We start from the raw sequence: 13,441 nt of genomic DNA, 5'->3' as shown, positions 1-13,441 counted from the left end.
AGGGGAAAACCAGTTCAACCAGCCAACGACACGAACGGACGTCAACGATGACTGTGCCTACACTTTCCGGCCGGGCCCCGGGCGGCGCGCCCGGATCAGCGGCCCGTCCCGCCCTGGGAGCCCAGCTGCTGCGCCGCAAGCCCATCGCGCAGATGGTCAGCGAAGCCGAAAGCAACGACGGTGGGCCGCGGCTGGTCCGCAGCTTCGGTGTCCTGCAGCTGACCATGATCTCCGTCGGGGCAACCCTGGGTACAGGCATCCTGGTGATCCTGGGCGAATCGGTTCCGCTCGCGGGCCCCGCTATTTGGATTTCGTTCGCCATCGCAGGCCTGGCCGCGCTGCTGTCCGCGGTGTCCTACGCCGAGATGGCCGGTCTGGTGCCCGTGGCCGGTTCCAGCTACTCCTACACCTACGCCACCATGGGCGAAGGGATGGCGTGGATCTGCGGCTGGTGCCTGGTGCTGGAGTACGCCGTGTCAGTGGCCGCCGTCGCCGTGGGCGCCGGACAGTACGTCAACGAGACCCTCGCTGTCTTCGGTTCCGTCCTGCCGGATGCGGTGTCGCAGCCGCCCGGCGATGGCGGCGTTGTCAACATCCCCGCCATGATCATTGTGGTGCTGGCAACCATCCTTCTGGTCCGCGGCGCCAAGGAAAGCGCCTGGATCAACACCTCCATCGTGGTGGTGAAGGTGGGCATCCTGCTGTTCTTCTGCGCGGTTGCTTTCACAGCCTTCAATGCGGGCAACTTTGAGCCGCTGCTGCCCATGGGCGCCGCCGGTGTCTCCGCCGCAGCTTCCCGCGTCTTCTTCTCCTACATCGGCTTCGATGCCGCGTCCACCGCGGGCGAGGAAGCGCGGAACCCCAAGCGCGACCTGCCCCGGGCCATCATGTGGTCCATGCTGATTGTCACCACCATCTACGTCCTGGTGGCGGTTGCCGCCATCGGGGCCCGGCCCTGGGGCTGGTTCGACGGCACAGAAGCCGCGCTGGTGAAGATCCTCGAAGAGACCACCGGCCAGCCCTGGATTGCCCTGGTCTTCGCGGTGGGCGCCGTGCTGGCCATCGCCAGCATTGTCCTGACAGTGCTCTACGGGCAAACCCGCATCCTGCTGTCGATGTCCCGTGACGGGCTCATACCAAAAGTGTTCAGCCGCGTCTCCCGCCGCACCGGCACTCCCGTGGCCGGGACGCTCCTGGTGGGAACCGCCGTCGCCCTGACCGCCGGGCTCGTACCGCTGGGGGCGCTGGCGGATGCCACCAGCATCGGCACCTTGTTTGCGTTCGCCCTGGTGAATGTCGCCGTCATCTACCTGCGCCGTGCGCGCCCGGAGCTGGAGCGTACCTTCCGCGTGCCCCTCTTCCCGCTCACACCCATCCTGGGCGCTGCCATGTGCGCCTACCTCATGGCCAACCTCGGCGCGGACACCTGGGTTGTCTTCGCCCTCTGGATGCTCGTGGGCGTGGCCGCCTACTTCGGTTACGGACGCCGGAACTCAAGGGTGGCTGCCCTCAGCAACGAGGAGTACCGCGCGCTGTCAACAGAATCAACCACCGAACCAACCAAGGCGGAACTTCCATGACCATCGCCACCGAACTGCCGGCTTCAGACCCGTCCAGCACCTCAGCCACACCGGCAGCAGCCCCCGCTCCCGGCGGCGCCCCCGCAGGACCCATCACCATGCTGAACCCGGACTTCCCGTTCAGCTACGACCACTACCTGGCCCACCCGGAGGGCCTGGGCTCCGTGCCGCCCGAACTGCTGGGCACGGAAGTGGCCGTCATCGGAGCGGGCCTTTCCGGCCTGGTCACCGCGTATGAGCTGATGAAGCTGGGGCTGCGGCCGGTAGTGTACGAGGCCGACCGGATCGGCGGACGCCTGCGCACTGCTTCTTTTCCCGCCGCGCCCGGCGTTGTGGCCGACCTCGGCGGCATGCGCTTCCCGGAATCCGGCAAGGCGTTCTACCACTACGTGGACCTGCTCGGCCTGGAAACCGAAGAGTTCCCCAACCCGCTGTCCCCGGCCACCTCCAGCACAGTCATTGAGCTGGCCGGCCAAAAGCACTATGCGGAAAAGCCGAGTGACCTTCCGCCGTTCTTCCGCGAAGTGGCGGACGCCTGGAAGGCAGCCGTAAATGACGGCGCCCGGTTTGCCGAGATGCAGCAGGCCATCCGTTCCCGGGACACGGCACGGATCAAGGAGCTGTGGAACGCGCTGCTGCCGCTGATGGACGAGCAGACCTTCTACGGCTTCATCGCCGCCAGCGAGTCCTTCAAAAAGGCCGGCTTCGCACACCGCGAGGCCTTTGGCCAGGTGGGCTTCGGCACCGGCGGCTGGGACACCGACTTTCCCAACTCCATCCTGGAAATCCTCCGGGTGGTGTACACGGACGCGGACGACCAGCACCGGCTTATCCGCGGGGGAGCGCAGCGGTTGCCTGAGGCACTATGGCAGCACGCGCCGTCGGGCATGGCCCACTGGCCGGAAGGCACTTCGCTGGCGTCACTTCACTCCGGCTCGCCGCGCGGCGCCGTGGGCAGGATCAGCCGGGACCCGGACGGGAACCTGCGGATCCGTGAACACTGGGGCCGTGAAGCCAGCTACCCCGCAGTGGTGACCACTTGCCAGTCCTGGTTGCTCTCCACCCGAATCCACACCGAGGAGGCCCTGTTCCCAGCGGAACTCTGGACCGCCATCGAGCGCTCGCACTACATGCAGTCCTCCAAAACCTTTGTCATGGTGGACCGGCCGTTCTGGAAGGACATCGATCCGGACACAGGCAACGAGGTACTCTCCATGACCCTCACGGACCGGCTCAACCGCGCCACCTACCTCCTGGACAACGGACCGGACCAGCCTGCCGTCATCCTGCTGTCCTACACCTGGAACGATGATGCCCTGAAGTGGCTGGCGCTGGACGCCGACGAGCGCGTTGAACTGATGCTGCACTCGCTGGAGCAGATCTACCCGGGAGTGGACATCGCCGGGCACATCGTGGGCCAGCCGATCACTGTCTCCTGGGAGGCCGATCCGAACTTCATGGGCGCGTTCAAGGCCAACCTGCCCGGGCACTACCGCTACCAGCAGCGGCTGTTCACGCACTTCAAACAGGACACCCTGCCCGAATCCCAGCGGGGGATCTTCCTGGCAGGCGACGACGTCTCGTTCACGGCAGGCTGGGCCGAAGGCGCTGTGACCACCGGGCTCAACGCCGTATGGGGCGTGGTGAACCATCTGGGTGGTTCCTCCGCGCCGGGCAATCCGGGGCCGGGCGAATTGCTCGAGGAGATCGGCCCCATCAGCCTGGACTGATTCAAGCGTGCATTTCCCGGTGCTGCGCCGCGAGCTCGACGTACCGGGCAGCGTTGGCCCGGACGCCGTCGTACTCCTCATCCGTAAGTTCGCGCCGGACCTTGCCCGGGACGCCCGCCACGAGTGAGCGGGGCGGGACGACGGTTCCCTCCAGCACCACGGCGCCGGCCGCCACCAGCGAGCCGGAACCGATCACCGCCCCGTTGAGCACTGTTGCGCCCATGCCAATCAGGCAGTCGTCTTCCACCGTGCAGCCATGCACGACGGCGGCGTGCCCCACGCTCACGCGTTCGCCCACGGTGCAGGGGAAGCCGGGGTCCGCGTGCAGCACCACGTTGTCCTGCAGGTTGCTGCCCGCGCCGACGGCGATCGCGGCGGTGTCGGCGCGGACCGAAACGCCGTAGAACGCGCTGGCATCCTCAGCCAGGGTGGCGTTGCCGATGATCGAGGCCGTAGGGGCAACGAAGGCGGATTCGTGGATGGCCGGGGAATTGCCGGCGAAAGGGTAAAGAGGAGCCATGCGCCAAGCCTAGGACATCCGCCCCAGCCCAACCGGGTAGTGCGATGTGTCGATTTGGGCGTTCAAATGGCGCAGCGCACACCTCGCAGAGGCCCGGCCGTCAGTTGAAGACGACAGTCCTGTTGCCGTCCAGCAGCACCCGGTGCTCTGCGTGCCACTGCACTGCCTGGACCAGAGTGCGGCCCTCGACGTTGCGGCCCATCTGAACGAACTGTTCCGGCGTGCGGGCGTGGTCCACCCGGATGACTTCCTGCTCGATGATGGGGCCCTCGTCCAAAGCAGCCGTTACGTAGTGGGCGGTGGCGCCGATCAGCTTCACACCCCGGGCGTGCGCCTGGTGGTACGGCTTGGCGCCCTTGAAGGACGGCAGGAAGGAGTGGTGGATGTTGATGGCCTTGCCGGTGAGGTCCGTGCAGAGCTCGTCGGAGAGGATCTGCATGTAGCGGGCCAGGACCGTGAGTTCGATATCGTGCTCAGCCATGATGGCCCGGAGCTTATCCTCCGCCTGGCCCTTGGTGTCCCTGGTGACAGGAATGTGATGGAACGGGATGCCGTAAAACCCGGCGAGCCCGGCCAAGTCCTGATGATTGGACACGATGGCGGGAATCTCAATGGGCAGCGTCCCGGAGCGCTGCTGGAACAGGAGGTCGTTGAGGCAGTGCGCCGCAGTGCTGGCCATCAGCAGGGTCCGGACCTTTTGCCTCACGGTGTTGAGGCTCCACTGCATGCCGAACGTTTCTGCCACCGGCTCCAAGGCAACACGAAGCTCTGACGCGGGGACCGCCGTGGTCACCTCGACCCGCATGAAGAAATTGCCCGTGGCGGGGCTGCCGTACTGCTGCGAATCCGTAATATTGCACCCCGCCGCAAGCAGGGCGCCGGTCACCGCATGGACGATTCCCGGGCGGTCCGGGCAGGACAGGGTTACTACGTACGCTTGGTTCAGCTGCTCTTCACTCACGCCTACAAGCCTACCCGCGCGGTGGCGCCCGGATTTGGTACGCTGAAAGGGTCGCAACTGGCGTTGGGTGGCTAACCACCAGGGAGCGGCAATCACGAAGACCACGGATCGTACGCCTGGGCCGAGGGTCATGTCTTGCCGGAATTGGGGCTGCACCCCGTCAGTACCGCAGCGCCATGCCCGCGCTTTCACACCCTGTCATAAGGCACTGTGAAGGTGCGCCAGCCGGTAGCCTGACCTAAGCAGTGCCCGTATCCCCAGCCAGGAGTTCTTCGTGACTACTACAGCCACCTCAACAACCGCCGTGAGCAACCAGCCGCTGGCTGAGCTCGACCCCGAAATCGCAGCAGTCCTGAACCAGGAGCTCGGCCGCCAGCGCGGCACCCTGGAGATGATTGCTTCCGAGAACTTCGCCCCCCGCGCCGTGATGGAAGCCCAGGGCTCGGTACTCACCAACAAGTACGCCGAGGGCTACCCGGGCCGCCGCTACTACGGCGGCTGCGAGTACGTCGACGTCGCCGAGCAGCTGGCCATCGACAGGGTCAAGGCCCTCTTCGGCGCCGAGTACGCCAACGTGCAGCCGCACTCGGGCGCCCAGGCCAACGCCGCCGCGCTGTCCGCCATGATCACCCCCGGCGACAAGATCCTCGGTTTGTCACTGGCCCACGGCGGCCACCTGACCCATGGCATGAAGCTGAACTTCTCCGGCAAGCTCTACAACGTGGCTGCGTACCAGGTGGAGGAAGACAACTTCCGCGTGGACATGGACAAGCTCCGCGAGCAGGCCATCGCCGAGAAGCCCCAGGTCATCATCGCCGGCTGGTCCGCCTACCCGCGCCACCTTGACTTCGCTGCCTTCCGCTCCATCGCCGATGAGGTTGGCGCGCTGCTCTGGACCGACATGGCACACTTCGCCGGCCTCGTTGCGGCCGGACTGCACCCGAGCCCGGTGCCCTACTCCGACGTCGTCACCTCCACCGTGCACAAGACCCTTGCCGGTCCGCGCTCGGGTGTGATCCTGGCCAAGCAGGAGTGGGCAAAGAAGCTCAACTCCAACGTCTTCCCGGGCCAGCAGGGCGGTCCGCTCATGCACGTCATCGCAGCCAAGGCAGTCGCCTTCAAGATTGCCGGCACCCAGGAATTCAAGGAGCGCCAGGAGCGCGTCCTTGAAGGCGCCCGCATCATCGCCGACCGCCTCAACCAGGCCGACGTCGCTGAAGCCGGCGTCTCCGTCCTGACCGGGGGCACCGACGTGCACCTGGTCCTGGTTGACCTCCGCAACTCAAAGCTGGACGGCCAGCAGGCTGAAGACCTCCTGCACTCCGTGGGCATCACGGTCAACCGCAACGCCGTCCCGTTCGACCCCCGCCCGCCGATGGTTACCTCCGGCCTGCGGATCGGCACCCCCGCCCTCGCCACCAGGGGCTTCGGCGCTGCAGAGTTCACCGAGGTGGCCGAAATCATCGCCACCGCGCTGAAGGCCGGCACCAGTGCCGACGTCGAGGCCCTGCAGTCCCGCGTGGACAAGCTGGCCGCCGACTTCCCGCTCTACCCGACGCACGAGGAGTGGTAAATCCATGACTAAGACCACCCAGACCGCGAGGATCCTTGACGGCAAGGCAGCCGCGGCGGCCATCAAGTCGGAGCTGACCGAGCGCGTCGCAGCCCTGAAGTCCCGCGGTGTCACACCCGGCATCGCCACCGTGCTCGTTGGCGCGGATCCGGCATCGCAGCTGTATGTGTCGATGAAGCACAAGCAGTCCGAAGAGATCGGGATGAACTCGATCCAGCGTGAGCTTCCGGGGGACGCCACCCAGGCCCAGGTTGAGACCCTGATTGACGAACTCAATGCGGACCCGGCCTGCCACGGTTACATCGTGCAGCTGCCGCTGCCCAAGCACCTGGACACGGACGCCATCCTTGAGCGCATCGACCCCGCCAAGGATGCCGACGGCCTGCACCCCACCAACCTGGGCCGGCTGGTGCTCAACGTCAACGGCGAAATCACCTCGCCGCTGCCGTGCACGCCCCGCGGCGTCATCGAGCTGCTGGAACGCAACGGGTACAGCCTCGCCGGCAAGCATGTGGTGGTGGTGGGCCGTGGAGTCACCATCGGGCGTTCCATCGGCCTGCTGCTCACGCGGCGCGCTGTAAACGCCACCGTGACCCTGACGCATACCGGCACGGAAAACCTTTCGGAACTGCTGCGGCAGGCCGACGTCATTGTGGGCGCGGCGGGTGCCAAGCACGTCGTCAAGGCTGCGGACGTGAAGCCGGGCGCAGCAGTGCTCGACGTCGGGGTCACCCGCGAAACCGATCCCGAAACGGGCAAGAGCAAGGTCCACGGCGACATTGAGCCCGCCGCGGCCGAGGTGGCGGGCTGGATCTCGCCCAACCCCGGCGGTGTCGGCCCGATGACCGTGGCGCTGCTGATGACCAACGTGGTGGAAGCCGCGGAACGCCAGGCAGCGAACGCCGGGTAGTCCGGACTTCTCAACGACGGCGGCCCGCTCCCTGTGCACCCGGGGGCGGTCCGCCGTCGTACTTTAACCCGGGCAGGTTAAAGTCCCCTTTCACCTGCCCGGCAGCTCTACTAGTCTGCGGAGGGTGCACAACAAAGCCAGCGTTTCCTCCAGCGCCGCCGCCGGCGCCGTCGAACCAGCCGCGGAACACCCCACTGAAGCCCGCCGCACCGTCATCACCGCGGAGAACCTAACCAAGACCTACGCCGAGGTAACCGCCGTCGACGGCATCTCCTTCAGCGTCCCGGCGGGCGAGTCCTTCGGCCTGCTGGGACCCAACGGCGCCGGCAAGTCCACCACCATGAAGATGATCGGCGGGGTCACGCGTCGCTCCTCCGGCAGCCTCCGCATCATGGGCCTGGATCCGGATTCCCACGGGCCGGAAGTACGCGCGCACCTGGGCGTGGTGCCGCAGCAGGACAACCTGGACGAGGAACTGCGCGTCCGGGACAACCTGCTGGTGTACGGGCGCTACTTCGGGCTGCCCATGAGCTACCTGAAACCGAAGGCGGATGAGCTGCTGGAGTTTGCCCAGCTGACGGACAAGGCAAAGTCCAAGGTGGATGCACTTTCCGGAGGCATGAAGCGGCGGCTGACCATCGCCCGCTCGCTGATTAACGAACCGCGGATCCTGCTGCTGGACGAACCCACCACCGGACTGGACCCGCAGGCCCGGCACATCCTCTGGGACCGGCTGTTCCGGCTCAAGGAGCAGGGCGTCACGCTGATCCTCACCACCCACTACATGGATGAGGCCGAGCAGCTGTGCGACCGGCTCATCGTGGTGGACAAGGGCCGGATCATGGCCGAGGGGTCACCGGCGCAGCTGATCCGCGGCCACTCCACCCGGGAGGTGGTTGAGCTGCGGTTCGGATCCGAACGGAACGCCACCATCTCCGCCGAGCTGGACGGCATCGGGGAGCGGCTTGAGGTGCTGCCGGACCGGGTGCTGATTTACGCGCACGACGGCGAGGCCGCCCTCGAGCAGGTAGCGTCCCGCGGCCTGCGGCCGCTGACCTCGCTGGTCCGGAGGTCATCGCTGGAAGACGTGTTCCTCCGGCTCACGGGCAGGAGCCTCGTTGAGTGAAAAGCCCGGGCCAGGGGTAAGGGCAGGCCGGGCGGGTGCGCCGGCCCGCGCGCACAGCCCGGAGGCAGCGGCGGCGAAGGCGAGGCGCTGGGGCGCCTTCTACTACGCTGAACAGGTGCTCCGGGTGATGAAGGGGTACAGCTGGTCCATCATGATGTACAGCGTGGGCCACCCGGTGGCCTACCTGTTTGCCATGGGCGTGGGGCTGGCCACACTTGTTGACTCCCAGGGGGCGGGAGCCTTTGGGGGTGTGGGTTACGTGACGTTCGTGGCGCCGGCCCTTGTAGTCTCGGCAGCAGTCATGACGGCCGCGAACGAATTCACCTTTCCCGTGATGGACGGCTTCAAGTGGCGCCGGACGTACTACGGCCCGCACGCCTCGCCGCTGACGCCCCAGCAGATAGCTGCCGGCCACATCATGGCAGTGACCCTGCGGTTCCTGCTGCAGTCCGCCGTCTATTTTGCGGCCGTTGCCCTTTTCGGTGCTGCGCCCGGCGGCTGGGGCTGGGCCACCATCCTGGTTGCCACCCTGGCAGGGCTCTCCTTTGGGCTGCCGCTGATGGCCTACGCGGCGTCCATCACCGAGGATAAGGGCCAGTTCGCGCTGGTGATGCGTTTCATCGTGATGCCGCTCTTCGTGTTCTCCGGCACCTTCTTTCCGCTGGACAGCCTCCCGGTGATGGTGCGGTGGATTGGCTGGATCTCCCCAATCTGGCATGGCACCGAGCTGGGCCGTGTCTTCAGTTACGGTTACCAGGAGCCGCCGCTGCTGACTCTCCTGCACGCCGTGGTGCTGGCGGGCCTGGCAGTGCTTGGCTGGTTCCTGACGCGGCGGCAGTTTGCGGCAAGGATGGGCCGATGAGCGCAGGCATGCACAAGGAGAGCCCGGCGGACATAGCCCGCAACAGGACGTTCGGGCCGCTGTATTCCCGCAACGCCAGGGCGGTGATTTCCCGCGGCCTGCTGGCTACGAAGAGCACCAACTGGCTGGTGATGCTTTCCGGCTTCTTTGAACCGGTCCTGTTCCTGATCGCGATGGGAGTGGGGCTGGGCGCCATTGTGGGTTCCGTTCAGGGTCCGGGTGGCGGGCAGATCAGCTACGCAGCGTACATTGCCCCGGCCCTGCTGGCAGTCTCCGCCATGAACGGCGCCGTCTACGACTCAACCTGGAACGTCTTTTTCAAGATGAACTTCGCGAAGCTGTACCAGGGCATGCTGTACACGTCTCTGGGGCCGCTGGATGTTGCACTGGGTGAGATTCTCCTGGCCCTTCTGCGCGGACTTCTCTACGCGATGGGGTTCACCGCGGTGATGGGCGTGATGGGGTTGATCACCACGCCGTGGGCGCTGCTGATGGTTCCGGCCTCTGTGCTGATCGCCTTCGGGTTCGCCAGCATCGGTATGGGGATCACCAGCTTCCTGAAAACGTTCCAGCAGATGGACTGGATCAACTTCATCATGCTGCCCATGTTCCTGTTCAGCGCCACGTTCTACCCGCTCAGCGTCTACCCGCAGGCGGTCCAATGGCTGATCCAGGCCATGCCGCTGTGGCACGGGGTGGAACTGCTGCGCCAGATCAGCGTTGGCATCTTCACCCCGGCGACGCCTTTCCACATCGGCTACTACCTGGTGATGACCGCCGTCGGAATGCTGCTGACCACCGTGCGGCTGCGGGCGCTGTTCCTGAAGTAGCTGGGCCTAACCAGGTAGCAGTAACTGTCGTTTTTAGCCCTCAAAACGACAGTTACTGCTACTTGGATGGGGGTGTTCGCCGGGGGTGGAAGGCGGCGGAAGCATACTCCGGTGTTTGAGAGAATGGGTGCATGCAATCTCTGGGCAGCTCCACATCATCCTCCAAACCCGCCAGGGGCGGGTTTTCCATGTTCCGGATCAGCGGACCGGGGCTGATGGTCCTCGTCACCGCGTTCGTTGTGGCAGTGATCTTCGCCGCCAACCAGAACGACGTCGTGGGCTGGGTTGTTGCCATCATCGCCGCCTTCTGGCTCGCGCTCGCATGCTTTGTTGTCTTCAGTATCCAGAAGGCCGCCAAGAAAGCCGGAGCCAAGCTGACCGAAGCCCAGAACGCGTTCACCACAGCCGCCGGACGCGGACCGTCCTCCTACGTGGACCAGGGCGGGACCCGGGTTGTTGCCGAGCGGAGCCAGGCCGAAGAGGTCCGGGACCTCAAGCTGGACCACTCCTTCAAAATCGTCCAGGTGCAGATCCGCGTGGTGGAGGAGGAACGTGCCAAGGGTGCGGCCGCCAACCAGGACACCATCAACCGGGCCCTTGAAACCATTGAGATCACAGCCACGAATGCCAGGGACATGATCAAGTCCTCCGGCGGAGGCGGAGAGCCGGTCACCGGAACCATCATCGACTAGAGTGGAGCGGGTGATCTCGGCATTGAAGAAGGACCACCTTCGCATCGCATCCGTTAACGTCAACGGCCTTCGTGCCGCTTACAAAAACGGCATGGCGGCGTGGCTTGAGCCGCGCGAAGTGGACATCCTCTGTCTGCAGGAAGTCCGCGCGCCCGACGCCATCGTCCGGCAGCTGCTGGGTGACGGTTGGCACATCCTGCATGCCGAGGCTGAAGCCAAAGGCCGAGCCGGCGTCGCAATCGCTTCCCGCGAAGAGCCCCTCGACACTCGGAACGGCATCGGTGACGACTATTTCGCCGCCGCCGGCCGCTGGGTAGAGGCTGACTTCCGGTTCGCTGATGCCGCCGGGCGCCCGGTCCAGCTCACGGTCGCCAGCGCCTACGTCCACTCCGGCGAGGTGGGCACCGCCAAACAGGACGACAAGTTCCGGTTCCTGGATGCCATGAGCACCCGCTTGCCGGAACTGACCAAGCACAGCGACCACGCCCTGGTGGTGGGGGACCTCAACGTGGCCCACACGCCTTTGGACATCCGGAACTCCAAGGGCAACGTCAAGAAGGCGGGCCACCTGCCCGAAGAACGCGCCTACTTTGACCGGTTCTTCGGCGAGGAGATCGGCTGGCAGGACGTCCACCGCAACCTGGCCGGCGAGGTTGACGGACCCTATACCTGGTGGTCGCAGCGCGGAAAGGCGTTCGACAACGACACCGGCTGGCGCATCGACTACCACCTGGCCACCCCTGCACTGGCTTCGGCCGCCATCTCGGCGGTTGTGGACCGGGCCGCTTCGTGGGACACCCGCTTCTCCGACCATGCCCCGCTGGTAGTCGATTACCAGCTCTGAGCCCGAAGGTTTCCTCCCCATGACTAGCCAGACTTCCCCGGCAACCAAAAAGCGCATCCTTTCCGGCGCCAAGCCCACCGCGGATTCGCTGCATCTTGGCAACTACATCGGCGCGGTCCGCAACTGGGTGGACATGCAGGCGGAGTACGACGCCGTGTTCTTCATCCCGGACCTGCACGCCATCACCGTGGACTTCGACCCCGCTGAGCTGGCCAGGCGCACCCGCATTGTCGCTGCCCAGTACATTGCCGCCGGCATTGATCCGGACAAGAGCATCTTCTTTGTCCAGTCGCATGTGCCCGAGCACGCCCAGCTGGCCTGGGCGTTGAACTGCATCACCGGTTTCGGTGAAGCCTCCCGCATGACCCAGTTCAAGGACAAAACGCAGAAGTCCGGCGCCGACGCCGCAACCCTGGGACTGTTCGCCTATCCCACCCTCATGGCCGCGGATATCCTGCTGTACCAGACTGACCTGGTGCCGGTGGGGGAGGACCAGCGCCAGCACCTGGAGCTGACCCGGAACCTGGCCCAGCGCTTCAACACAAGGTTCGGTCCCACGTTCACAGTGCCGGAGGCCACGATCGTCAAGGAACGCGCCAAGATCTACGACCTCCAGAACCCCAGCGCCAAGATGTCCAAGACCGGCGAGTCGCCCAGCGGAGCAATCCAGCTGCTGGAGGATCCGAAGATCGCCGCCAAACGTATCAAGTCCGCAGTGACCGACGCCGGGACGGAAATCCGGTTCGACACCGAAGAAAAGCCCGGTGTCTCGAACCTGCTGACCATCTACTCGTCCCTGACGGGCAAGTCCGTTGCGGAACTCGAGACCGAGTACCAGGGGAAGATGTACGGCCACCTGAAGGTAGACCTCGCAGAGGTGGTGGTGGAGTTCGTTACCCCGCTCCGTGACCGGACCAACGAGCTGATGTCAGACCCGGCGGAACTGGACCGGCTGCTGGCGCTCGGCGCCGAGCGCGCCCGCGAAATTGCGTCGGTAACCCTCGGCCAGGTTTACGAGCGCATGGGCTTCCTCCCGTCCTTCTCCCTCGCAGGAGTCCGCTAGCGCCATGCCGTCCAGCAAAGTCACCGCAAGGGAAGGATCCCGCTCCGCAAAGGCGGCGGGAATGTCCGCTAACCCTCAAGGCGACCCAGCGGAGGCCACTGGTGGGAGGATTGCCACCACCAACCGCACGGAAGACGTCAGCGTGGGCGTCATCCTGGGCTTCCCTCCGGACGTGGCTGAAGAGCTGCAGCGCTGGCGGGCCTCCTTCGGGGACCCGCTCGCGGACGTGGTCCCGGCCCACATCACGCTGGTTACCACCACTCCGACGCAGGACTGGGAAGCCACGCGGGAGCATGTCCGGGAAGTGGCCCGGAACCAAAGCCCCTTTATGGTCACCATCGCCGGCACCGGGTCGTTCCGTCCGGTTTCACCCGTGGTGTACATCAACGTGGAAGACGGTTTCTCGGACTGCGTGGACCTGCACGAAAAGCTCCAGCAGGGCCCGCTCCAGCGGGATCTGCCCTTCGCCTACCACCCGCACGTCACCATCGCCCACGACGTCGCCCCGGAAAGCCTCGACGAAGCCGAAACGGTGCTGAAGAGCTACAGGGCCACCTTCCCCGTAGTTAGCATGGGACTTTACGAGCATGATGCTGACGGCATCTGGCAGCTACGGGAAGAGCTGGACTTTGGGACCGAAACTGACAACGACGCCGGCACCGGACCCGCGGACGACGCCCCGGGCGCAGCAGCCCAAGCAAGCGGAAGAACAGCCACTTCCCACTGAACAGGCCAGGCTGAAGCTCGCCG

At 65.6% G+C, this 13,441-nt stretch carries 13 protein-coding genes and 1 riboswitch; of the genes, 11 read left to right on the top strand and 2 right to left on the bottom strand.

Going from position 1 to position 13,441, the window contains the following annotated elements:
• Positions 1 to 47: 47 nt before the first annotated feature.
• Together AC5RVN_RS08130 and AC5RVN_RS08125 are read left to right on the top strand one after the other, a co-directional pair.
• Complete coding sequence (locus tag AC5RVN_RS08130) at positions 48 to 1,580, top strand: amino acid permease (RefSeq protein WP_494104583.1); 1,533 nt, start codon at positions 48 to 50, stop codon at positions 1,578 to 1,580.
• The gene (locus AC5RVN_RS08125) at positions 1,577 to 3,310 is read left to right on the top strand and encodes a flavin monoamine oxidase family protein (RefSeq protein ID WP_494137577.1); all 1,734 of its coding nucleotides are present in this window, start codon (positions 1,577 to 1,579) and stop codon (positions 3,308 to 3,310) included. The genes AC5RVN_RS08130 and AC5RVN_RS08125 overlap by 4 nt, the downstream gene beginning before the upstream one ends.
• Position 3,311: 1 nt before the next feature.
• On the opposite strand, the gene AC5RVN_RS08120 is transcribed toward AC5RVN_RS08125, so the two are convergent.
• Both AC5RVN_RS08120 and purU read right to left on the bottom strand, forming a co-directional pair.
• The gene (locus tag AC5RVN_RS08120) at positions 3,312 to 3,830 is read right to left on the bottom strand and encodes a gamma carbonic anhydrase family protein (protein ID WP_494137576.1); all 519 of its coding nucleotides are present in this window, start codon (positions 3,828 to 3,830) and stop codon (positions 3,312 to 3,314) included.
• Positions 3,831 to 3,930: 100 nt separating this feature from the next.
• Positions 3,931 to 4,791, bottom strand: coding sequence for a formyltetrahydrofolate deformylase (gene purU, locus AC5RVN_RS08115; protein ID WP_494137575.1), 861 nt, complete (start codon positions 4,789 to 4,791; stop codon positions 3,931 to 3,933).
• Between the two features lie 43 nt (positions 4,792 to 4,834).
• Positions 4,835 to 4,920: riboswitch (ZMP/ZTP riboswitch) on the top strand.
• A gap of 145 nt (positions 4,921 to 5,065) precedes the next feature.
• Between purU and glyA the strand changes: the two genes are divergently transcribed.
• From glyA to AC5RVN_RS08070, 9 genes are all read left to right on the top strand, one after another.
• Entirely contained in the window at positions 5,066 to 6,364 is a 1,299-nt protein-coding gene (gene glyA, locus AC5RVN_RS08110) for a serine hydroxymethyltransferase (RefSeq protein ID WP_494041093.1), read from the top strand.
• Between the two features lie 4 nt (positions 6,365 to 6,368).
• Complete coding sequence (locus AC5RVN_RS08105; RefSeq protein WP_494041092.1) at positions 6,369 to 7,274, top strand: bifunctional methylenetetrahydrofolate dehydrogenase/methenyltetrahydrofolate cyclohydrolase; 906 nt, start codon at positions 6,369 to 6,371, stop codon at positions 7,272 to 7,274.
• Positions 7,275 to 7,398: 124 nt separating this feature from the next.
• On the top strand, positions 7,399 to 8,400 hold the full coding sequence (locus AC5RVN_RS08100) for an ABC transporter ATP-binding protein (protein WP_494137574.1): 1,002 nt from the start codon (positions 7,399 to 7,401) through the stop codon (positions 8,398 to 8,400).
• Entirely contained in the window at positions 8,393 to 9,262 is an 870-nt protein-coding gene (locus tag AC5RVN_RS08095) for an ABC transporter permease (protein ID WP_494137573.1), read from the top strand. The genes AC5RVN_RS08100 and AC5RVN_RS08095 overlap by 8 nt, the downstream gene beginning before the upstream one ends.
• Positions 9,259 to 10,092 carry an ABC transporter permease gene (locus AC5RVN_RS08090; protein WP_494137572.1) on the top strand — a complete coding sequence of 278 codons (834 nt, stop codon included), beginning with the start codon at positions 9,259 to 9,261 and terminating at the stop codon, positions 10,090 to 10,092. Before AC5RVN_RS08095 ends, AC5RVN_RS08090 begins: the two co-directional genes overlap by 4 nt.
• A 131-nt stretch (positions 10,093 to 10,223) precedes the next feature.
• Positions 10,224 to 10,784 carry a hypothetical protein gene (locus AC5RVN_RS08085; RefSeq protein ID WP_494041088.1) on the top strand — a complete coding sequence of 187 codons (561 nt, stop codon included), beginning with the start codon at positions 10,224 to 10,226 and terminating at the stop codon, positions 10,782 to 10,784.
• Between the two features lie 10 nt (positions 10,785 to 10,794).
• Complete coding sequence (locus AC5RVN_RS08080) at positions 10,795 to 11,628, top strand: exodeoxyribonuclease III (protein WP_494041087.1); 834 nt, start codon at positions 10,795 to 10,797, stop codon at positions 11,626 to 11,628.
• Positions 11,629 to 11,647: 19 nt separating this feature from the next.
• Positions 11,648 to 12,691 (top strand): tryptophan--tRNA ligase, encoded by a 1,044-nt coding sequence (gene trpS, locus AC5RVN_RS08075; RefSeq protein ID WP_494137571.1) that lies wholly within the window; start codon positions 11,648 to 11,650, stop codon positions 12,689 to 12,691.
• A gap of 61 nt (positions 12,692 to 12,752) precedes the next feature.
• Positions 12,753 to 13,418 carry a 2'-5' RNA ligase family protein gene (locus tag AC5RVN_RS08070; RefSeq protein WP_494137570.1) on the top strand — a complete coding sequence of 222 codons (666 nt, stop codon included), beginning with the start codon at positions 12,753 to 12,755 and terminating at the stop codon, positions 13,416 to 13,418.
• Positions 13,419 to 13,441: the final 23 nt, after the last annotated feature.

It is taken from the genome of Arthrobacter sp. sptzw32 (assembly GCF_059089735.1).
Note: the sequence above shows the minus strand (reverse complement) of the source record. Positions and strands in the feature narration are given on the sequence as shown.